General features: G+C 33.9%; 17 protein-coding genes and 2 pseudogenes. 3 read left to right on the top strand and 16 right to left on the bottom strand.

Features of this window, described 5'->3' with window-relative positions; all coding sequences use genetic code 11:
- Positions 1-62 precede the first annotated feature (62 nt).
- The 12 genes and pseudogenes from CLOLE_RS08450 to uvrC form a co-directional block, all read right to left on the bottom strand.
- Positions 63-410, bottom strand: coding sequence for a hypothetical protein (locus CLOLE_RS08450; protein ID WP_013656679.1), 348 nt, complete (start codon positions 408-410; stop codon positions 63-65).
- A 237-nt stretch (positions 411-647) separates the two neighbouring features.
- On the bottom strand, positions 648-1,055 hold the full coding sequence (locus CLOLE_RS08445) for an arsenate reductase ArsC (protein ID WP_013656678.1): 408 nt from the start codon (positions 1,053-1,055) through the stop codon (positions 648-650).
- Positions 1,056-1,082: 27 nt separating this feature from the next.
- On the bottom strand, positions 1,083-2,405 hold the full coding sequence (locus CLOLE_RS08440; RefSeq protein ID WP_041712941.1) for an MATE family efflux transporter: 1,323 nt from the start codon (positions 2,403-2,405) through the stop codon (positions 1,083-1,085).
- Between the two features lie 156 nt (positions 2,406-2,561).
- Complete coding sequence (locus CLOLE_RS08435; RefSeq protein WP_013656676.1) at positions 2,562-2,834, bottom strand: ArsR/SmtB family transcription factor; 273 nt, start codon at positions 2,832-2,834, stop codon at positions 2,562-2,564.
- Positions 2,835-2,875: 41 nt separating this feature from the next.
- Positions 2,876-3,373 carry a GNAT family N-acetyltransferase gene (locus tag CLOLE_RS08430; protein WP_013656675.1) on the bottom strand — a complete coding sequence of 166 codons (498 nt, stop codon included), beginning with the start codon at positions 3,371-3,373 and terminating at the stop codon, positions 2,876-2,878.
- Between the two features lie 23 nt (positions 3,374-3,396).
- Positions 3,397-4,740, bottom strand: a complete 1,344-nt coding sequence (locus CLOLE_RS08425) for a methyl-accepting chemotaxis protein (protein WP_013656674.1) — start codon at positions 4,738-4,740, stop codon at positions 3,397-3,399.
- Positions 4,741-4,955: 215 nt separating this feature from the next.
- The gene (locus CLOLE_RS08420) at positions 4,956-5,990 is read right to left on the bottom strand and encodes a C40 family peptidase (protein WP_013656673.1); all 1,035 of its coding nucleotides are present in this window, start codon (positions 5,988-5,990) and stop codon (positions 4,956-4,958) included.
- Between the two features lie 205 nt (positions 5,991-6,195).
- Positions 6,196-7,191, bottom strand: a complete 996-nt coding sequence (locus CLOLE_RS08415) for a TIM barrel protein (protein ID WP_013656672.1) — start codon at positions 7,189-7,191, stop codon at positions 6,196-6,198.
- 16 nt (positions 7,192-7,207) lie between these two features.
- Positions 7,208-7,741 (bottom strand): YcxB family protein, encoded by a 534-nt coding sequence (locus CLOLE_RS08410; protein WP_013656671.1) that lies wholly within the window; start codon positions 7,739-7,741, stop codon positions 7,208-7,210.
- Positions 7,742-7,843: 102 nt separating this feature from the next.
- Positions 7,844-8,803, bottom strand: coding sequence for an ROK family protein (locus tag CLOLE_RS08405; RefSeq protein ID WP_013656670.1), 960 nt, complete (start codon positions 8,801-8,803; stop codon positions 7,844-7,846).
- Between the two features lie 28 nt (positions 8,804-8,831).
- The gene (hprK, locus tag CLOLE_RS08400; protein WP_013656669.1) at positions 8,832-9,767 is read right to left on the bottom strand and encodes an HPr(Ser) kinase/phosphatase; all 936 of its coding nucleotides are present in this window, start codon (positions 9,765-9,767) and stop codon (positions 8,832-8,834) included.
- Between the two features lie 75 nt (positions 9,768-9,842).
- Positions 9,843-11,677: pseudogene (gene uvrC, locus CLOLE_RS08395) on the bottom strand (excinuclease ABC subunit UvrC).
- Positions 11,678-11,864: 187 nt separating this feature from the next.
- Here uvrC and CLOLE_RS08390 point away from each other — a divergent pair.
- On the top strand, positions 11,865-12,986 hold the full coding sequence (locus CLOLE_RS08390) for a copper amine oxidase N-terminal domain-containing protein (RefSeq protein WP_013656667.1): 1,122 nt from the start codon (positions 11,865-11,867) through the stop codon (positions 12,984-12,986).
- Positions 12,987-13,107: 121 nt separating this feature from the next.
- Here the strand turns inward: CLOLE_RS08390 and uvrA are convergent, their stop codons facing one another.
- Positions 13,108-15,936 (bottom strand): excinuclease ABC subunit UvrA, encoded by a 2,829-nt coding sequence (gene uvrA / locus CLOLE_RS08385; protein ID WP_013656666.1) that lies wholly within the window; start codon positions 15,934-15,936, stop codon positions 13,108-13,110.
- 278 nt (positions 15,937-16,214) lie between these two features.
- Between uvrA and CLOLE_RS22950 the strand changes: the two genes are divergently transcribed.
- Positions 16,215-17,069 (top strand): CAP domain-containing protein, encoded by an 855-nt coding sequence (locus CLOLE_RS22950; protein WP_013656665.1) that lies wholly within the window; start codon positions 16,215-16,217, stop codon positions 17,067-17,069.
- A gap of 225 nt (positions 17,070-17,294) precedes the next feature.
- On the opposite strand, the pseudogene CLOLE_RS08375 reads toward CLOLE_RS22950, so the two are convergent.
- A pseudogene (locus tag CLOLE_RS08375) lies at positions 17,295-18,880 on the bottom strand (transposase).
- Between the two features lie 85 nt (positions 18,881-18,965).
- A complete protein-coding gene (gene udk, locus CLOLE_RS08370; RefSeq protein WP_013656664.1) occupies positions 18,966-19,589 on the bottom strand; it encodes a uridine kinase in 624 nt (207 codons plus the stop codon).
- Positions 19,590-19,772: 183 nt separating this feature from the next.
- Between udk and CLOLE_RS08365 the strand changes: the two genes are divergently transcribed.
- A complete protein-coding gene (locus tag CLOLE_RS08365; protein ID WP_013656663.1) occupies positions 19,773-20,618 on the top strand; it encodes a DegV family protein in 846 nt (281 codons plus the stop codon).
- Positions 20,619-20,822: 204 nt separating this feature from the next.
- On the opposite strand, the gene CLOLE_RS08360 is transcribed toward CLOLE_RS08365, so the two are convergent.
- Positions 20,823-23,630 carry a sugar-binding domain-containing protein gene (locus CLOLE_RS08360; protein ID WP_013656662.1) on the bottom strand — a complete coding sequence of 936 codons (2,808 nt, stop codon included), beginning with the start codon at positions 23,628-23,630 and terminating at the stop codon, positions 20,823-20,825.
- Positions 23,631-23,652: the final 22 nt, after the last annotated feature.

The following is a 23,652-nucleotide window of genomic DNA, read 5'->3' as shown; positions in this document are numbered from 1 at the left end:
TTTATGATATCTATTCTATCCCTGCTTATTTTATCATAGTTTTGCTAAACAGCGATACCACTTTACTGACATAAGCGCTTTCTAAGTTCTTCGATTTCATCTATACGTACATAAGGGTAAACACTTTCCATGCCATCTAATAAATTAAGCGCATCATCTAGATATTTGATGCTTCCCTTAGAACATCCAATGACTTCTAGCTCTAATAAAGCAATTTCAATTAGAAATTTCGTTTTCTCCACAATATAATCCTCATATGTGCCATAAACATATTTATCAAATCGAAAAGCTTCTTTTTCATTTAAAATTGCTTTAAATAATAAATAGGCCTGTTCTTTATTCCCCTCTTCTTTTAAATGTCTAGCCAAATTTAGCCTTGCATACCAATTAGCTGATATTTCTGCCACCATAAGGTCACCTCCTTGACTTTCTCTGTTTAATATAAGTTTCTTATCATTTATATTTTTATGACTACTATAATTTCCTCACTAAAATACAGCTACTTTCTACAAGTAGCTGCTTCATACATCATAGTATGCTAAACTCAGCAAATGTTTCCTTTTTATATTTAATAGCAAATAAATATAATGGTATTTCTTATTAAATAACACAAAAGAGTTAACGCCTAACGACATTAACTCTTCTCACTATAAAATACCCTTTTCAATTCTTTGCTTCAGACCTATTATTTTTTCCTCTATTATTCTTGCTGTTAAAACAAAGGCTTCATCCTCTTTACCAGAAGGATCTTCTAATCCCCAATCTTCTAAATGTTTACAAGGTAAGTTCGGGCAGCTCACGTTACATCCCATTGTAATGACTATATCTACTTCCGGAATATCACTTAATAGTTTACTCTTTTGAGTTTCATTCATATCGATATGATATAAATCCTCTATAATTCTTACTGCATCTTGATTAATTTGTGGTCTAAGTTCTGTGCCAGCTGAATAACTTTCAAATACTTCTGCTGCCAAGTGTTTTCCTAAAGCTTCTGCCATTTGAGAACGGCAAGAATTATGCACACAGATAAAAGCTACTTTAGGTTTATTCATTATTATTTCCTCCCTTATAGCAAGTTGTTAAATCTCTTGCTCTTTTAATTTTCCCTGATAATGTTTATAACAAAAATATAAAATACTCCCCTTAAGTAAAGTGGAAATAGAAATACTCCACCAAATACCTTCAAGGCCTAAAGGTATAACCAATAACCATGCCATTGGCAACCTAAGAGCAGTAAAAAGGATACTTATTGTAGCTGGGATTTGTGGTTTTTGAATGCCCGTAAACCAACCATTTGAGACCATTTCTATAGCATTAAAAAGCTGGGAATAAGCAATAATTTGCAGATAAACAGATGTCATTTGAATAGTAGTAGCATCTTTTACAAAGATGTTTGCCATAGGTATTGCAAATATCATAAATAGTGTAGTTGTTAATACTGCATAACTTATACTTAAACCAATAGCTACTTGATACCCTTTTTTAATCCGCTTATAATAATGAGCTCCATAATTTTGACCAGTAAAACTAGCTACTGCACCATTCAACCCTCCTGTTACCATATAGGTGACTGATTCGATTTGAAGCCCTATCTTTTGAGCAGCTATAGCTTCCGGACCAAATTTTGCAATCAGTTTAGCTAGCAGAATATTAATAAGGGTAAACAAAATCCTTTGAAAAGCCACAGCCCAACCTAGATTTACAATAGCTTTTATACGTTCACTGTGAAAGGCCTTTTTCCAGTGAAACTCAAACCACTTACCACCTATCTTCATATAAAGAAAAAACATAATCATTTGTGCTACTAAAGTGGCTAATGCAGCTCCTAATACCCCCCATTTAAAACTATAAATAAAAATAGGATCTAATATCATATTGAGCACAATACCTACTATACTAATTTGAAGAGCACTTTTTGTCTGCCCGAGGCTACTAAAAATTCTAGAAAAAGTAGCATTAAAAAAAGCAAAAAATAACATAGGCGCACTTCCCAACAAGTAACCATAAGCTTGTTTTTCAATGACCTGATCTCCTATGCCTAAAAAGCCTATTAAATAAGGCCCTACAAATACTAGAAATAAAGCATACATGCCTCCTAACAATAAATTTAAAAGCATGCTTGTTTGTATATATTCTTTTGCTTCTATTTCTTTGTTTTCTCCAATACTGTAAGCAACCTTAATCCCAGTTCCTATAACAATACACGCATTAATAGCATAACCTAAACCAACAAAAAAACTAGAGGAACCTACACTAGCTACTGCATCCTTGCCTAAACCTCCTACCCAAAACATATCTACTATATTATAAGCAAATTGCAATAACGAACTTCCCATAATAGGAATGGCTAATGCTAATAAAACGCGAACAACACTTCCCTTTGTTAAATCAACTTTCTTCACAATGTCACCCATTTCACATAGATAATTATCTATATGTATTTTAATTGATTTTAATAATACCGTCAATAGATAAGAAGGGTACTTCTCTACTATATTCATCTATCAGTATCACAAATAAATTACTTAAAATAAAAAAGCTACCTTTATTAGTAGCTTTTAGATCATCTCTTTAAAATAATCACTTAATGCTCCCAGTGTTTTAGTATTAAGTGAATAATGCATCCATTTACCCTCACGTCTTGCTATAACCAAATCACATTCACATAATAATCTCATATGATGAGATAAAGTAGGTTGTGTAATTTGAAACCTTTCAAGTAAGTGACATGCACACATTTCTCCATCCTTTAGCATCTCTAAAATCATCACACGATTACTATCAGAAAGTGCTTTAAAAAGCTGTGCTTTTTCTCTACATTCCTCATTCATACGAAACACCTTCCTCTTCTTGTTTCAGTATAAAATCTCCTTTAAAAGTTGTCAACTTGACTTCGTCTTTCCATTAGAATGGTGTTATGCCAATCACCTTTTTGATCTCTTGCAATTTTCTCTCTATAGCCAACTTGCCTAAAACCACACTTTTGATGCAAAGCCAAACTAGCCTTATTTTCTTCAATAATACTCGATTGTAAGGTCCATATACCTTCTTGCTCTGAAAGTTGAATTAATTCATTTAAAAGCTTAGTGGCTACACCTTTTCTTTGAGCATTTTGTACTATGTAAATACTTAGTTCTGCTACACCTTTATAAACACATCTACTTGAAGTAGGTGATAAAGCTACCCAGCCAACAACTTCTTCATCAACCACTGCCACTAATCTTCCTGTAGTAAGATGTGCAGCATTCCAAACTTCATAACTCGGAACTTCTGTTTGAAAAGTAGCAATTCCTGAGCTTATCCCCTGTTCATAAATACACCTTACATTAGGCCAATCTTTTTCTGTCATACATCTCATCATTACTGTCATCTCTAATCTCCTTCACGAACTGATTATCGTACTTTTTCTATTATAAAATGGTCAATTTCTATCATTAATTTCTCTACACGCCTTGTTAACTCATCCGCCCCCTGAGAAACATCATTAATAAGTTGATTTTGATTTTTAGTAGCAAGAACAACTGCTTGTGTATTTGTGCTACTAGCTTGAGATATGTCATTAATATTTTGGATAGCATAAAGTACATGAGAAGTTCCCTCTGTCACTTGTTCATTCACTGCTTTAACTGCTTCAAATTCTGTAGATACTTCTTTAATATCACTTAAAATAGCTTCAAAGCTTGTACCTGCTTCACTGGCAAAAGTTAATCCCTTTTTTACAGCTATAGTATTTTCGTCCATAGCTGCTGTTGCCTCATTAATTTCCTCATTAATTTCTGTTATAATTTGACTAATTCTAGCAGTAGCATCTGCTGATTGAGTAGCTAAATTTCTAATTTCATCAGCCACCACCGAGAAACCTTTTCCTGCTTCTCCTGCCCTAGCAGCTTCTATGGCTGCATTTAACGCTAATAAATTAGTTTGAGAAGCTATACTTGTAATGAGTGTAATAATATCTTGAATCCTAGATGACTTATCACTTAATAGCTGAATTTGACTTGAAGTACTTTGAACTTTTTGATCAATTGTTGCCATTTGTTCAATGACTGTTTGAAGAATTTGATTACCTTCTTTAGCATGCCTTAACGTACGATTTGATGAAGCTGTTATACTTTGAATACTATCTGCCACTTCTGCTACATCTGTATGCATATGTTCTGTCATTTGTGCTGTTTCAGATGTAAGCTGAGTTTGTTCCTGGCTTCCAGCCACCATAGCTTCCATGGAACTAGCAATAGCCACTGTAGCCGTTTGTGTGGCTATTGCTGCTTCATTAAGCTTTGATGATAAATCCAGTAATCTTCTAGCTTGATGTCCCGTAGCAGCTACTAATTGATTTAAATGGGCTCTCATCATTTCTAGAGCCTGAGCTATTGTTCCTATTTCATCATTATGTTTTAAAAGAATAGGATCTAGTGATTTACTAAAATCACCTGTTTTCATGCATCTACATGAATCAATCAATTGTTTAAAATGTTTAAACAATACGGTGCAGTATAAAAATAAACAAAGACATACAAATATCCCTGTAACCGTATACCCTATACCTTGTCCAATTTTTATGGTCTTCATAATCTCAGCTAATTGTGTTTCTGTACTTAACGTATCATTTTGCAAAATTTGAGTGATTCTAGGCTTTAATTCCTGAGTTGTTCTAATAGCAGATATAGAAAAACTTATAATCACTAAAATAAATGTAATCACCATTACTTTACTTCTAAATGAGATATGCTTCATTATTTATGCCCCCTAATATCAACCACTTTTTTGTATTTTAAAATAATTCTATCAAATCACTACTTAAATGTCCATGTTTGTATGGATTTAGTAAAAGATTTTACTCTTTAATTAAATCCTTCTTTAATCTTTGACCTACAATAAATTAAAATAACAAAGGAAGTTATAAATGTATACCTATACATTTATAACTTCCTTTGTTATTTTATCTATTATTATAATACGCGTTTTGCACCAATATATGGTTTTCCACCGCTTGGGAATACATTACTGATACAAATACCTGTTCTTTCATCATTAGCATGAATCACCTGCCCACCACCAATATAAATGGCAACATGCGATACATGTCCGTTATAACCGTAGAATACTAGGTCACCTTTTTGTAGTGAATCACTGCTTACATAATAACCATTATTAGCATATTGCGCACTTGAGCTTCTGTTTAAGCTAATGCCAAAGTTTCTCATAATTTGAGAAGTGAAGCCGGAACAATCTACCCCATTAGTTAAGCTATTTCCACCATAGACGTATGGATTACCTAAGAATTGCTTTGCATAAGCTACAACTGCATCACCTGCACCTGATCCTGAGCTTGTGTAATTTTGATTACTTGAGTTACTTGAAGACCCACTATTACTTGAAGCACCATTGTTACTTGAAGTACTTCCATTGCTAGAACTACTGTTATCGGTTTCTACCATAATAGCTTGTGCTTCTTCTTGAGTTACTGTCATACGTTCAATTTCTGTTAAACGTTTATTAGGCAAATAGCTTAAGAAGTCTACTTCTGTGCTATTTTTAACGTAGTCCTTACTTACATAACCTTCAAATCCTTCTTGACTTACTTTATACCAATCTCCTACACTATAGCTTACAGAAATTTCATCTCCATTTGAAAAGCTACCAATTACTTTTCCATTCTCTGTAGAAGGATAATCTCTTACATTTAAACCGCCATTGACATTGACTACTGCTAGTACTCTATGTACATTGATATACTCAGCTTTAACATAAGCTCTTGAATCGTCCTCTAAAATCAATTTTAACCAATCGCCCTCTTCGCATACAATCTCAACTGGTTCACCAAGTCCGACTTGTTTTACAATGCTAGCTTCTAATTTAGCACCATCTCTTACATTAAGTGTTTGTGTTGCTACTGTTCCGTAAGCTTGGCCATAAGCTAAACTAGGCACCATTATTGCTGCAACGCCAACTAGTGTACTCAATACTACCTTTTTTAATCTCATGCTTTAATCCTCCTCGATTGACTATGTTCGACTATATTAACGATAACCTTATCGCATTTTACAATTTATTAAGTAATTGTTACAAAAGTATTATAAAAAACTTTTAAGTTTTTGTCAAGTTATCGTCCTTATTAATCTTATAAAATCTGGTATTTTGTAAAATACTTAACATTATAAAGGGACTATCCTCATGATAGTCCCTTTATTAATCATTTTTATTTGTCATCATTTTTAAAGCTTCATTCTGACATTTAATAAAATAAGCTAATTCATAACGTGAGCTAGGTGCTGTTTCATAAACACAATACATAGGATCCATTAATTCTAATATAGACGCAGCTAATGGATGATCAAAAGGTACATGTCCATCTAAAGCATTAATATGCTTTTTTAAAATCATTAATTGTTGCTTTTTATCTTTTGCTTTTTGATATTGCTCTAATAAGTAATGATGACTTCGTCCCATATAAAATTTGGGAAGCGCCTTATTTAAATGAACCGCCTTAATCCACTTTTTTGTTTCGCCTAGTTGAGTAATCACCTTTTTTATATATTCATAAGCCTGCTTCTCATTTCCAATAGTAGCATTAGTTAATGTTAAGTGTGAAACATCTACTAAATACCCTTTATTTTTATACTGAACCCCCTCAATAAACCACTGTGTGAGTTCTGGATTTAAGTAGGTAAGCCCAGGCCACCATAAGTTTTCAAATAAAAGCATAGGCCCATCTTCCTCAGCTTCAAAAACAGCGTTAACAAGTTCTAAGGTAGCTTCCATTACTTCGTGGTCCGTATAATCGAACTGCCAGGTAAAGGAATCTTCAGGCAATACATGGCTTACATGAAAAACCATGTATTTAGCTCCTAGTGCTTTAGCACGCCGATACTGTTTTTTATAACTTTCAATGAGTACTGCTGGTTCTAAGCCTCCATAATAACTTTTAATAGCTTCTTCATCTTCAAATAATTGTTGTAACTTTACTTGATCTTGTCTCCAAAAATCTAGCCACATCGGATAAAAACTCAAGTGAACACCTTCTACAATACCCGCTGGTATTTGCTCTAACGGATAGTCTAAGGTCAATCCAACCTCTATACCATCCATACGATTTTTTTCAATAAACCCCTTTATTTGTTCCCAGTCTTTATCAAACAAGTCTAATTGTTTAGAAGTGGTTGATAAATGAAATAATCTTTTCATATGTGCCCACTTTCATTTATTTTAATCGGCAAACCCCTGACTTAGTAGCCGTTTTAATCATTGTTCTGAGTATTGATAATTGATGATCTGTTAGGTTATGTTTTGGTATAATTTGTGCACTCACTTTATTCACATAAAATCTAAAGTCATACTTTGTTTCCACAATATTCACAAATAAATCCCAAGACATTTCTTCAGATGCTTCTCCAATATCTAGCAGTATATGCTTCTCTGAAAAAACATACTTCACACCATAAGCAAAAGCTGGCATCTGCATTTGAGAAGCTGTAACCTGCCATACTCGCCAAGGAATGAGTACAAAAATCAAAATAGGTACTAACAGCAGGGTGATATTTTTAGAAATAAAAATATCTAGTCTTTCAGTTGTTGTACACATTTTATAAAAGAAGAAAATAAGGACTGCTAAGCCTATCCCCAGTACAATATCATTGACTATATTTTTTATAGCCACAGATGTGTTATAACGTAAAACATCTTTAAATTTAAACTTCACATCCAGTGATAAACTGTTTTCTTGTTGTTTTTCCACTTATTTTGCCTCCAGTCTTTTGTAATAGTGCTATTATATCATTATTTGTCTTTTAATACCATAAAAAAGAGCCAACACCAAGTTGTTAGCTCTTTCAAATACTTATTTTAAAGTTGTGCCTAGGAAAGCTGCTCCAATAATCCCCGCATCATTTCCTAAAGTTGCTGCTGTTATTTTGGTTTTAAGGCTTAAACCACCATACATTTCTTCTTGAACATATTTTGTAACAGGATTTGTAAGGTATTCTTTTTGTGCACTCATACCGCCACCTAAAACAATCATACTTGGTTCTAAAACATTAATAATATTGGTTATACCACATGCAATATATTTGAAATAGGTTTCAAGTACTCGCTCTGCGGTTTCATCTCCTGCTTGTGCTGCATCAAATACAACTTTAGCATTAATATTTTCTATTAAACCTTCTTTTGCTAAACTTATTAATTTGCTATCTGGGTAAAGGTGTGCAGCTGCTTTTGCTTGACGAATGAGAGCTGTTGCAGAAGCATATTGCTCAAAGCAACCTTTTCTACCACAACCACAAGGTTCTCCATCACCAAAACGAATGACTTGATGTCCGATTTCTCCCGCTCCAAAGAAGCTACCTCTATTGATTTTCCCTTCTGAAACAAGTCCACCACCTACACCTGTTCCAAGTGTCACAACTACTACATTATCTTCTCCTTGAGCTGCACCACAAATAACTTCACCTAATGCTGCTGCATTAGCATCATTTTCTACATATACGTCTGTTTGAATATATTTTTGAATTTCTTTTCTAACATCAACATGATTAAAGTTAAGATTACTTGAAGATAAAATAACACCTTCTTCTGGTGACGCAATTCCTGGACTACCAATTCCAATTGAATGGATATCCTTTTCTGTAATTCCTTGTCTTTTTAAAACTTCAAGACATAACATTGCCATATCTTTTAAAACTTCCTCTGCACTTCTTTCTCTACCTGTAGGACCACTTATACTGTGTAAAATATGATAATTTTCATCTACTAAACCAACTTTAATGGTTGTCCCACCTAAATCCACTCCTAAATAATACATGATGTATCCTCCCTTATCTCTTTAGCTATTAAAACTGACCTTTCTGCAAATTATTCATGACACGGTCATTAAGTGCCTCAGCCGCATTATAACCCATTTTCTTTTGTCTAAAGTTAATCGCTGCTGTTTCACAAATAATGGCCACATTTCTACCTGGACGAATAGGTATTGCATTGGTTACTACTTTGATACCCATAATATCAGTATACTCATTAGTTAGTCCTAAACGGTCATACTGTTTATTTTGATCCCATGCTTCAAGACGTACAATCAAATCGATATTTTTCATTTCTTTAACAGAACCTACACCAAAGATTTGTTTGATATCTACAATTCCAATTCCCCTTACTTCGATAAAGTGTCTGATAACTTCTGGTGCTGAACCTAATAAAGTATTGGCGGATACCTTTTTGATTTCTACTGCATCATCTGCTACTAAACGATGACCACGTCTAATCAGTTCTAGTGCTGTTTCACTCTTTCCAATACCACTTTCACCTGTGATTAAAACACCTTCACCATAGATATCTACTAATACACCATGCATTGATAAACGTGGTGCTAATTCTACATGAAGCCATCTATTTGCTTCAGCTAGAAAAGTGGTTGTTGGTAAATCTGTTTTAAAAATAGGAATGCCGTTTTCTTCCGCGCATTGCAATAAGTATGGAAATGGTTCAATTTCTTCACGACAAATAACAATACAAGGAATATCTTTATAATCTAATAAGCGTTTAATTCTCTTATTACGCTCTTCTTCTTCGATTTTTTCAAGATAGGTATATTCAACCTTTCCTATGATTTGTAGACGTGTAGAATCAAAGTAGTCAAAAAAACCTGCTAATTGTAAAGCGGGCCTATTGACATCACATTGCGTGATTCTACGTTCTTTGTAATCTACTTGTGGTGTAAGATTTTCTAATTTGAGTTGTTCTCTGAGTTGTGCTACTGTTACAAAATACATGCTTTTTCCTCCTTGGCACACATTAACCCATCTAGTATAACATTTTCTCCCTTTTTTTCCTATCAGCTTTATTGCCTAATTCCTATGGAAATAATTATATATATTGCTTGCAACATCTGCAGGGATACCGGGAACTTGTTCAATGTCACTAAGAGTAGCCTGTCTTAAGTGCTCTATGCTTTTAAAATGTTGCAAAATAATTTTTTTCGTTCTTTCCCTACACCCTTAATCTCATCCAATAAGGATTGTACTTGAGCCTTACTACGAAGCTTTTTGTGATATTCTATAGAGAAGCGATGAACTTCATCTTGTAAACGTGTAATTAATTTAAAACCTTCACTACCGCTAGGTAGTACAATTTCTTCACCTTGGAAAAGAAGTCCTCTCGTTCTATGTCGATCATCTTTAACCATACCACAAACTGGTATAGCTAACCCATACTTCTCAAGCATTTTTTCAGCTACGCTTACTTGGCCCTTTCCACCATCCATCATCAATAAATCTGGCATCTTACTGAAACTGTTTTCTTCTTGCTCTTCTTTAAGGCGATTGAATCGCCTGTCTAATACTTCTTCTAAACTACCATAATCATTAGGACCCTGTATACTTTTAATTTTAAACTTTCGATAATCACTTTTCTTAGGTTTGCCACCTTCAAAAACTACCATACCACCTACAGATTGTACTCCTTGTGTATTAGAAATATCGTAAGCCTCCATACGATACGGCAGTTTTTCTAATCCAATAGCTTCTTGAAGCTGAGCTAAAGCCCCTTCAGTACGCTCTTGTTCCTTTTTCATCTGATCTCCAAATTGCCCTAATGTTAATTCAGCATTCTTGCTTGCCAGCTCCATTAAACCATGTTTAGTACCTTTAACAGGTGTAATCAGTTGTACTTTACTTCCTTTCTTCTCTGCTAAATAGCTTTCTAACACTTCCTTTTCATTCGGTATCCTTTCGATAACAATCTCTTTTGGAATAAAGGTTGCATTAGCATAAAACTGCACGATAAAATCACGAAAAACTTCTTCTATGACCTCATCTTCTGTATCTTTTAAATAAAAATGTTCTCTTCCCACCATTTTACCCTTCCTTACAAAGTAAACCTGCACTAAGGTATCTTGTGGACTTTTTGCAAAAGCAATAACATCTTGGTCTAACATACTACTCATTGTAGCATTTTGCTTTTGTTCTAATTTCATAACTGCTTGTATTTGATCTCTTAACTGAGCTGCCTTTTCAAATTGCAAACTTTCTGAAGCAACTATCATATCTGCTTGAAGCTTTTTAATAACTTCTTTATACTTACCATTTAAGAAACTGATGACTTCCTCAATCATTTCACCATAAGCTTGTTCATCAATAAGTCCAGTACAAGGTGCATTACATTTACCAATATGATAATTGAGGCAAGCTCGTTCTTTCCCTATGTCTTTTGGCAAGTTACGTGTGCAAGTACGTAACGGCCAGGTATTTTTAATAATGTCAACAACCTCCCACATAGCTGCAGCGTCTGTGTAAGGGCCAAAATACTTAGCGCCATCCTTTTTCATTTGCCTTACAACGCGCATGCGAGGAAAAGCATCTTGCGTATTTATTTTAATATAGGGATACTGTTTATCATCCTTTAATCGAATATTGTACTTAGGATCATACTTTTTGATTAAATTACATTCTAATACAAGTGCTTCTACTTCTGAACGTGTAATAATATATTCAAAGCTCACAATATGCTGCACCATCTTCTTAACTTTAATAGAATGGTTCTTTGAACTTTGAAAATATTGCCTCACACGATTTTTTAGATTAATGGCTTTTCCTACATAAATGATTTGTCCTAAATCGTTTTTCATCAAATAAACGCCTGGTTTTTCAGGCAGTCGTTTCAGCTCATCTTCTATAACAAACATATCTGCCTCCTTCTTGCTAGTCTTTACTTGTCTTAGGATTATTATAGCATATTCTGTTTTATTACCATATTATTTCAGTTTAGTTAAAATAGTATTTTTATACTCGTATTCATTGATATTTTGAGGTATATTGTTTATACTTAGTTTGACGTTAATTAATAAATTCTTTATTTATAGGAGGACTATTATGAAAATAAGTAATAATTACAAAAAATTATGTTTAGTACTTGGTTTAAGCACCGTTTTCAGTGCAGGCATTGTAGATGCAGCTAACTATAAATCTTTAAAAGCTGCTTATGATAATATTCAAGTTAGCTATAACGGTGTTATAAAAACTCTAGATAAGGAACCTTTTACTGTAGATGGTGTAACTTATGTACCACTTCGTGCAGTAAGTCAAATTATGGGCGCTGATGTAGACTGGTTAAGTGCTAGTAAAACAGTTAAAATTACAGATACTAAAACCACAGACAATTCTTCTCAACTTACTTCATTACAGCAACAGTTAGCTACTGCAAATTACAATCTTGCTATAGCACAACGTGAAGTTGAAACTTTAAAAGCAGAACTTGCTACATATAAAAATAATGGTAATAATAATGCTTCAACTGGTACCAATATTTCTACTTCTGCTCTTAATAAAACGCTTGCTAGCATTCAAGAAACTTTTGGTACAGAAAATCGTATTGATTGGACATTCGACTTAACACAAAATTCTAGTGGAAAATTAGAGTTAGAAATCTCCTATGATTCAAGAAATGATGAATCAAGATTTAATCGTTTAAGTTCAAGTGAATTAAGACTCTTCACACAAGATATTTGTGCTGCTATTCGTAAAAATCATTCGGATATCGAAATTGTAGGTTCTATTACAGACAGTCGCTCTGATTGGGATAAAGCAACTTTTACATACTCTAAAACCAATAAAATTAGTTTTAGCTTAATGTCAGATAATTACTATGATACAGCTAGAGACCTTTCTCGTTACTATACTAGCTTTAGTAATATAGCTTATACAACCTCAACTGAAAATGGTAAATTCACTTTACCTATTGACGGTATTGAATTAGCTACTGGTTCTAGATCTTTATTATTTACTGTAAAAGTAAAACTTTCAACTGTAGATCTTCAAACAAAATGGAAAGGCATCCAAACTAATGATACAGTTATCGAAGATGATCTTTACGATATGCAAATTGATATTGAAAAAGAGTATGATGGTGTAGACGTAGAAGGTCAAGTTGTTGATACAACTACTGGTAACATCATTGCAACTATTGATACAAATGGCCGTTTCTCTTATAGATAACCTGCCTTTTAGTGATTAAGCACACTGATATTTACAGGTTTAACTGTTTTTCTTAGCCAAAAAGGTATTAAAGCAAATTTGCTTTAATACCTTTTTTATGTTTGTCTATAGATTTTCCTATTTATTTTAGTATTTTCTTTAAAAATTGGCCGGTATACGACCCTTCCTTTTTAGCTACCTGTTCAGGTGTCCCCTGGGCTATAATCTGACCGCCTCTAGTGCCTCCTTCGGGCCCTAAATCAATGATATAGTCTGCCGTTTTGATAACCTCTAAATTATGTTCAATAACAACCACACTATTACCACCTTCTACAAGTCTGTCTAAAATACCTACTAATTTATGAACATCAGCAAAATGTAAACCTGTTGTTGGTTCATCCAAAATGTAAATTGTTTTTCCTGTACTACGCTTACTAAGTTCTGTAGCTAATTTAACACGTTGCGCCTCTCCTCCTGATAAAGTCGTAGAAGGTTGTCCCAAACGAATATAACCAAGTCCCACATCTACAATGGTTTGGAGCTTACGTGAAATTGTAGGAATATTTTCAAAGAACTTAAGTGCTTCTTCCACTGTCATATTTAAAACTTCTGCAATAGATTTATCTTTGTATTTAACCTCTAGGGTTTCACGATTGTAACGTTTGCCTTTACAAGCTTCACAGGGCACATATACATCAGGTAAAAAATGCATTTCAATCTTAATCATCCCATCACCTTGACAGGCTTCACAACGTCCACCTTTGACATTAAAACTAAAACGTCCTTTTTGATAACCTTTCATCTTAGCTTCATTAGTTTGAGCAAATAAATCTCTGATTTGATCAAATACACCTGTATAAGTAGCTGGATTAGAACGTGGTGTACGCCCGATAGGTGACTGGTCAATACTAATGACTTTATCTAAGTATTCTATACCTTTTAGGTCCCTATGCTGACCTGGCTTTAAACGTGCACCGTTTAAATCTCTAGCTAAACGTTTTAATAAAATCTCGTTAATAAGTGAACTTTTTCCTGAACCAGATACCCCCGTAATACAAGTTAAGGTACCTAATGGCAGTTTTAAGGTTACATTTTTTAAATTATTAGCCGCTGCACCTGTTAAAGTTAAACTATGACCATTTCCCTTTCTTCTTACTTCGGGAATCTCAATACATTTACGCCCACTTAAATACGCACCTGTCTCAGATTTTTCACAAGCTAAAATCGTATCAATAGGCCCAGAAGCAATAATTTCTCCACCATGCTCCCCCGCACCAGGACCAATATCAACAATCCAATCTGCTGCATACATAGTATCTTCATCGTGTTCTACGACAATTAAAGTATTTCCTAAGTCTCTCAGCTTAATTAATGTTTGAATGAGCTTATCATTATCTCTTTGATGAAGACCAATACTTGGTTCGTCCAAAATATAAAGCACGCCTACTAAACCAGATCCAATCTGGGTAGCTAAACGAATACGTTGTGCTTCTCCTCCTGAAAGAGTCCCTGAAGCACGCGCTAGATTTAAATAATCAAGTCCCACATCTACTAAAAACCCTAAACGCGCTTTAATTTCTTTAAAAATTAGTTCCCCTATTTTATTTTGGCGCTCTGTTAACTGAAGAGTATCAAAAAATATTTTTAACTCTCCTACAGCTAGATGCGTTAAATCGTCAATATTCTTATCTGCTATTGTTACAGCTAAAGACTCTGGTTTTAGCCTTGCCCCCTTACATACACTACAAGGAATACTTGTCATTAAGCTCTCATACTCCTGTTTAGCTGATTCTGAACTGGTTTCATTATATCGCTTTTTAGTGTTGGTAAGTACACCTTCAAAGGCGTATTCATACTCTTTTGTGCCATATTCCCCTGAAAAAACAAACTTAATTTTTTCCTTGCCTGTTCCATATAAAATCACATGTTGTACCTTTTCTGGTAATTCTTCAAATGGGGTATCTAGGTCAAAGTTATACTTTTTAATCAAAGCAGACATAAGGGCATATGCATAACTACTTGGATTACCTATTGATCCCCAACCGACTACAGCAATAGCACCTTGCCTTAGGCTTAAACTCGGATTAGGAACAACTAATTCTGGATCCACCTCTAAATGTTCACCTAAACCAGTACAGGCAGGACATGCTCCTTGAGGATTGTTAAAAGAAAAGGATCTTGGTTCTAGTTCTTCAATGCTGATATTACAATCTGGACAAGCAAAACTTTCACTAAATCGCATTTCTTTTCCATCTACAATATCTACTAACATGAGCCCACCTGAAAGCTTCATAACTGTCTCTATAGAATCTGTTAAACGTTTTTCAATACCTTGCTTAATCACTAATCGATCCACAATGACATCAATGGTATGTTTTTTATTTTTGTCTAAATTAATTTCTTCCTCTGATAAGTCATACATCTCTCCATCAATACGTGCACGTATGAAACCTTGTTTACGAGCATTTTCGAGTACCTTTTCATGAAGTCCTTTACGTGCTCTCACAACTGGAGCAAGAAGTTGCACCTTTGTTCTTTCTTCAAGTCCCATAAGGACATCTACCATTTGGTCTATGGTTTGTTTTTTAATTTCTTTGCCACATTTAGGACAATGTGGAATTCCTACTCTTGCATAAAGTAAACGTAGGTAATCATAGATTTCTGTTACTGTCCCTACTGTAGAACGTGGATTTTTACTTGTTGTTTTTTGATCAATTGAAATGGCTGGTGAAAGGCCTGATATACTTTCTACATCTGGCTTTTCCATCTGACCTAAAAACTGTCTGGCGTAAGCAGATAAAGATTCTACATAGCGTCTTTGACCTTCTGCATAAATTGTATCAAATGCCAACGAGGATTTACCCGAACCACTTAATCCTGTAAATACAATAAACTGATCACGTTCTAATTCTAAATCTACATTTTTTAAATTGTGCTCTTTGGCACCTTTAATGACAATTTTATTCTTCATAAATTCCCCTTCTCTTATCCTTAGTTTCTTATGGCTTATTATATCATGCAATATTTATTTTTTCAAACATCTGTTCGATTGTTTTTTCTTTTAATTAGTTTTAATAGAAAAACCCCTTTCTATACTCCTATTTTATTCCGATATATAGGTATGTTAATTGATGGTAATTTTTATTTTAGTCTTGTTTTTTTAGTCAAATTCCCTTAGACTAATTTTGTAATAATTATGTAACATTTCGTAACAATTAGTCATCATTACAAATGGAAAGAGGTTTTACTATGAAACACAAAAAACTTACTATTTTATGTCTCTCATTTTTACTTTTATGTTCTTCGCTATTTGCAGCTTCATCTATTCCTATTTATATAGAAGGTAAATTAATTAACAGTTCTAGTACCCCAGCTTATATTTCTAGTACACAAAGAACAATGATTCCAGTGCGTGCAGTGGGCGAAGTTCTAGGCCTTCAAGTAGATTGGAAGTCACCAGAGGTTATCTTAACGGGAAAACATCAATCCACACAAAAAATGCTTACTGTTCGTATCAATTCTAAAACACAAAGTTTATGGGTAAATGGCAAATTGCTAACTCAGTGTATTGAAATTAAAGATGGACGTAGCTACATAACTTTAAGAGTTTTAGCAGAAGCTTTTGGTTATAGCGTAGACTGGAAAAATAAAAGTGTTTATATTACCAAACCTCTTACACCTCCAGTTACAAATAAACCTGAAATAAATGAACCTACTACAAATACGCAAACAAGCTTTGAAGATCAGGTTTTAGCCCTTGTTAATAAAGAACGTATTGCTGTTGGTCTTACTTCCCTTACAATGGATGAAAGCCTTAGAAACGTAGCACGCATTAAATCAACGGATATGCGTACTAATGGTTACTTTAGTCATACAAGTCCAACTTATGGCTCCCCTTTTGATATGATGAAACAATTTGGTATCAGCTATACAGCTGCTGGTGAAAATATTGCTCAGGGCTATGCTACACCAGAAGCAGTTGTCAAAGGTTGGATGAACAGTTCAGGTCACCGTGCTAATATTTTAAGTAGCAATTTCACACACATTGGTATTGGTTACGATAATAATGGCCATTATTGGACACAAATGTTTATCAAGAAATAATATACTATTGGATTAATAATAAAAAAAGCATTTGTATAAATACTTTTTTATCTCAAAAATAAATTAAAGGGGCTGTAAAAAAACAGCCTCGAAACAAGGAGCAGGTCGCCTGTAGCGACCTGCTCCTTGTTTTTTAATAGATTTATTATCATTATCACAAAATTAGAAGTCACTTATTAAGCCTATGGTTTTATAGGCTTTAAATGATGATATTATATCCGTTTTTTATGCAACTATGGATGTCCGATGTTTCTTGTTATGATACTTATAGAGGTTGTATCCACAAGAAATTAACGTGAATTCTAAAAGGACAGCTTTTTCTCCTCGCCGAAATAATCTTTTATAAGATCTATCCCACTTAATTATCCCAAATGTCCCCTCTGATTGAATACTTCTGTTCATACACAATAAGGCACCATGAATTGATTCTAGATTATTTATTACTTCCTTATGTATTTCTGTTAATTCTCGATTAAGGCGTACTGTTCTATTTCCATGTGCTCTTTTGCAACATTCACTACGATATGGACATCCTGCACAGTCTTCACATTCATATATTTCTTCTGTTCTACCATATTGATTTTTATATATATGCCTATCACATTTATATATAAACTTTTTATTATTAGGACAGATCAGGTTTCCGTGTTCATCTCTTTTGAAATTTACTGCACGATATGGATCATAATGATATTTTTGATTCTTAGTTTCCCTCTCAAACATAGTAAATTTCATATATTTTTCCATGCCATGTTCCTCACAATAAAGATAATTGTTATAAGAACCATATCCTGCGTCAGCAACAGGATACGTTGGATAATGACCATAAGTAGCATTAAACTTTTCCATTAAGGGTTGAAAACATTCCATGTCTGAAGCATAAGGTTTTGCGTCTATTACAGCTATATATTCATCACATATGGCAGCCTGCATATTGTAAGCAGGAAGGAGCTGGTCATTTCCCATATAATCACGTTTGATTCTCATAAAAGTTGCATCGTGATCAGTTTTTGAATAACTATTTCTTCGCTCTCCACATACTTCGATGTGCTTTGCATATTTCTTGAGGCGTTCTAGATACCCCTGCATTTCCTGATACTGTTTTTGATGGATACTTTTCTTATGCCCAGCTCCAGAAACAAATTTTGAAACCTCTAGATTTATTGCCTTCTGATAACTTTCAAGCAATGCCTCAACGTAATCAATCGCATATTCATCTCTTTTTTCTAACTTCACATTAAGAAAACTAAGAACCTCTGAATTCATTGTATCGATGAGTAATGAGATCTTTTCGAACACTTTGTTTCTATTTTTGATGCAAGATTTCTTCCATACCCAGGTATAGCGATTAGCATTAGCTTCGATCTTTGTTCCATCGATGTAAGTGTGATGTAAATCCACATGCTCTTGATCAAAAATATAAGAATTGATATCAATGAAGATTTGTTCAATTGAAGTCGTTAATTCATTACGAATAAAGTTGCCGAAAGTAGCAAAAGATGGAGCTTTCATTCCGTCAAGAAGATACATATATCTGATGTCTGTACGGCAGAGTTTTTCAATATTTCTTAAAGAACTAATGCCATGCTCCATAAAAGTAAAAGTATAATCTTAAGCATTTTATCTGAATCACATCTTGGACGACCTGTTTTGCAGTCCTTCTCTACAAAATATCGTGTTAGGTCAATGTGATCCATTACTTCGCATAAAGTATATACTGGATCTGAAATATCAATTATTTTTTCGATATCCAATGGTAATTTTAGCTGTCTTGGTGTAAAATTATCATTGGTATTTTTGTTTAGTAGCATAAATAAATTATACCAAAAAAATCGCTGAAGTCTTACGACCTCAGCGATTTTTTCGTTAGGGGAGTTTTTTTACATCCCCTTTAATTTATTTTTGATTAGCTATAAAGTTACGAATTTGTTCTAATAACATAGAAAGTGCTACTGAGTTAAAGCCACCTTCTGGAATAATGACATCGGCACGCTTTTTAGTTGGGTCTACAAAACGCTCATGCATTGGTTTAACCGTTCCAATATATTGATTAATAACTGAATCTAAGTCTCTTCCTCTTTCTTTTACATCACGTAAAAGTCTTCTAATAATACGTAAATCTGCATCAGTATCTACAAATACTTTGATATCCATTAAGTCACAAAGTTCTTGACTCTCAAAAATAAGAATGCCTTCAACAATAATAACTTTCCTAGGTTGTACTTCCATAACTTCTTCTAAACGTGTATGTTCTACAAATGAATAAACTGGGTGTGAAATAGTCTCACCCTGTTTGAGTCTACGTACATGTTCAATTAAAAGATCTGTATCAAACGCATTAGGATGATCGTAATTCAATTTTGTACGCTCCTCATATGTTAAGTGCGCATTAGATTTATAGTAATAATCATGAGATAAAACGACAACATCATCATTAAACGCTTCTTTTATTTTTTGGGTTAAAGTTGTTTTTCCAGAACCCGTTCCACCTGCAATACCTATGATTAAAATTTCTTTCATAGTATCCTCCATCTAGTCACATTCTGTTTGCTTGGCTCATAGCCACTATATTTCATCATAACATAGTGATCTATACTTGGCTAGGATTTCATCTAAAAAACTAGATGGAATATATTATAAACATATAAAATACATATGAAATTGTTTTAATAAACTTATAGTATGCTATAAAGGAGTTTGAAAATGATTAAAATTGTTACAGACAGTACGTCTTACATTCCTGAACAAGAACGTTTAAAATATGATATTTCTATTGTTTCCTTAGGTGTACACTTAAATGACCAAGTATTAAGGGAAGTAGATATCAAAAATGAAACCTTTTATGAAGAAATGGCTAAATCTCCTGAAATTCCTACTTCTTCTCAACCTACTCCTGGTGAAATGTATGACACCTTCGAAAATTTAATTAAACAAGGGAATAGTATTGTAGCTATTTTTCTTTCTTCGGAAATGAGTGGTACCTACGCTAGTGCACATTCTACTAAAGATATGATTATAGAAAAATACCCTCATGCAGAAATAGAAATTTTAGACTCTCGCACAAACTGTATGCAACTTGGTTTTACTGCACTTGAAGCTGCTAAAGCTGCTTCAGAAGGTAAAAACATAAGCGAAGTAGTTGCTGCTGCTCAAGCAGTTATTAATCATAGTCGCTTTCTATTCACCCCCGACACCCTTACTTATCTAAAAAAAGGAGGTCGCATTGGGGGGGCTGCTGCTTTATTGGGAACGTTATTGCAAATAAAGCCTATCTTAACCGTTAAAGATGGACAAACCTCTGTTTTTACTAAAGTTCGTACTAAGAAAAAAGCTATTGATGCTATTATTCAAGGTTTTATGAGTGATTTAGCTGAATGCGATTTAGGTGATGTCATTGTTCATCATATCAATTGTGAAGAAGAAGGATTAGCATTAGCTAAAGCACTAGAAACCCAACTAGGCCGTAAAATCCAAATTCAATCTATTGGCCCTGTTATTGGCCTTCATGTTGGTCCTGGTAGCATCGGTCTTGCTTATTTTACTAAATAAACTAATATAGTGGAATTCCTTATATCTTCATTAGGTGAGGAATTCCTGCATTTATTGCTTCTAACGTCTAGTATATCGTTAAGCCTTTTTTGACATAAAAGTGAAAACTATATTAATACCACGTTTTATTCAAAAGTTTTCAAGTCACTTAATAGCATTGTACTACTTTACTTATCTGATATCATTAGTTAATTTGCATCAATACTATTTTTGATAAAGTCTTTTAAATACCTCTAGAGCCATTTTCTCTTTAGGTTCAAATGTCTCTGTACTTACGTATTTTTTCAAGCTATAGTAAAGCCATTTTGCTGATATGCTATCTTGTAAGTAATCCAGTTCAGCGGTGCAAACTAAAAGTTTCCCTTCCCCTATCTTGACTTCAAAAATCAATCCTAGCATATGATTTCTCTCAAAATTATCTATTGTTTGTACTATAGGTGCCGAAATTATACCATCTAATATAGTAGAATTAGATCTGCACACTATATCAAACCATTGAGGTGTCGTATAAAACTCACTTGGGAAATATTTCAATGCTGGATGTTTATAATCAATTAATAAACCCATGGTACCAATAGGCACTGGTTTGCCCACACTCTCAGAAATAGACCTAAACATGGGATAATTCCAGAAATTCGTACAATAGGTCCCCTCTATTGAATGAGTATTGTTCTTTATTTCAGGTAAGTACAGTACTCGTTTTCCTACTTGCAATGCTTCACACGCCTTCTCTAAGCTTGTAGTAACAATCTCATCTTCATTATTAATCTCTTCCATTAAACTAGGATAAACCCACAATGTATAGCTATTTTGTATATCCGTGTTATTAATCTCTATTGTTAATGTTATTGCTCTCGGTTCTAGAGTATTCGGGAATTGAATGGCCAACTCATACAACACCGTATGCCCTGCTGCAATATCCCCCACTGTAACTATTTCTGTATAAAATTCCTCTTCTTGACTAAGTAATTTAATTTTTAGCCTTGCATCATGAACTATTTCAGGTCTAAAATACGCTATTTCTATAGTACTCTTAAAAACTTCATTTAATTCACAAACATAACTTGGAAACTTAGCCATAAGAACTGCATCTGAACAAAAACTTTTCCACTTTTCTGGCGTTATAAGCTCTTTACTTTCCATAAAAGCATCTAGCATACCTACTAATGCGGTGCCTTGACCTGTAAAATCTTGTAAATCTAATATTTGAAAGCCTGCTAATTCATGACTACGAAAAGCTGTCTCTATTTCATTTTTGTAGCATGCTGCTGCCAATTTCCCTGATGCCTTAAAATAAGCGTCTGCCCTATGTAACATACCTGACTTACTAAGCCTTTTCTCAAATACTTGCAAATTCCGAGGTTCTAATACCCCTTTATACTTCTGAATTTCTTTAAAATTGGGGAACACTTCATATTGTCCAATTTCATGAGCGATCACTGGTACATTGGGAATAAGCTCTTCTGATTCTATCAAATTAACCGTTTTTATACCTGTACCATATTGGATTTCTATAGAGCCTTCTTTATTTTTTGAATGAAATACCCCCATAGTAGGACGTATCTTATCATCATAACAATGTGTTGTACTAGGTGGCTGCACTTGAATATGTCCTTGTGGTGCGTCGCACATAGCATATGAACCTCTAAACAATCTATCTTCTGAAAATCTAACACCACAGAAAAAATCATCATTTTCTAGAATACAAGGCGAAAATTGAAAGTTATTACATCCTTGTGTATAAAGATGTCTATTATCATAGTTTTTATAAGCTCCAAGAATAGCGTTGAGTACCTCTTTATTACCCCATAGTTCATTTCCTAATGACATCATTACAAAAGAGGGATGGTCTCCAAATTCATCTAAAATTCTATATCCCTCATTAACTAAATACTGATGCATCTCTTCATCATGCTGCTCATCTAATGGTGAAGTTATTGTTCCCCAGAATGGTAACTCCGGCTCCATATAAATACCTAGTTGGTCTGCTGCAGTAAAAGCAGCCTTTGGTGGACAGCATGTATGAAAACGATAATGATTAATCCCATACAACTTAGCAGTTTGCATTATTTGTAGCCAACTCTCTACATCGGTAGGAGCATAGCCAGTCAGTGGGAAAATAAGACCATCATGTTTTCCTCTGAGAAAAGTATCATTTCCATTTATAGTAAATCTATTTTTCTCAGCTTTAAACTCTCGTAATCCAAAGGGATATTCACTTCTATCTATACACTCACCTTGTTTTTCTATTTCTATAACTAAAGAATACACTTTAGGGGTGTATTCACTCCATAAAATCGCTTTTTCTCCTAGATAGTATAACCAGTCAAGCCGTTCATCTTTTATCTGCATTTTTTGTTTTTCAAAAGTCTCTTTTTCATCTATTACATACGCACAAAGCACCATCTCATTATTGTGCTTGAGGGTGTCTTTTATCTTAAGATCACCTTTTATCCTTACGGATTTAGTATGAATGTCTGTATATAGCTTTACATTTGACAAGTATACATCATCATAAATGATTAGACTTATCTCACCTGTTATACCATTCCAATTCGTTTGCGTATCGGGAGACGTCATATGCCCTCCCTTTGTAGGATAAGCTGTATTATCAGTCATAATAGTTATCTTATGATGAGTTCTAATAATATATTTACTCAACTCATAAATATGTTTTGAACAAAGACTATTACAGTTTCCTACATATTGATCATCTATCCATACATGTGAAATTCTTGTGCGTTCTAATGTTAATTTTATCGTCTTATTGAGATACTGCTTAGGTATTATTATTTCCTTTGCATACCATGCATATCCCTCAAATAAGTAAGGGTCAGTTAGATAACCCATATTTTCTTCCAGCTTATACTCTCCCTTTTTGGCTTCTGAAGTTGTTGTAGGTAGTATCATTTCATCTTTTAAATTTCTCGAAAAATAGCACTCATCAATCCCCTTCATCTGCTGATCTAATTCGAATTGCCATTTCCCTTTTAAATCAATTTTTTCTAACATAAGTCCTCCTCATTTCATTTCT

This window comes from Cellulosilyticum lentocellum DSM 5427, from assembly GCF_000178835.2.
Classification (GTDB): domain Bacteria; phylum Bacillota; class Clostridia; order Lachnospirales; family Cellulosilyticaceae; genus Cellulosilyticum; species Cellulosilyticum lentocellum.
This window is presented reverse-complemented; position numbering and strand designations above follow the sequence as displayed.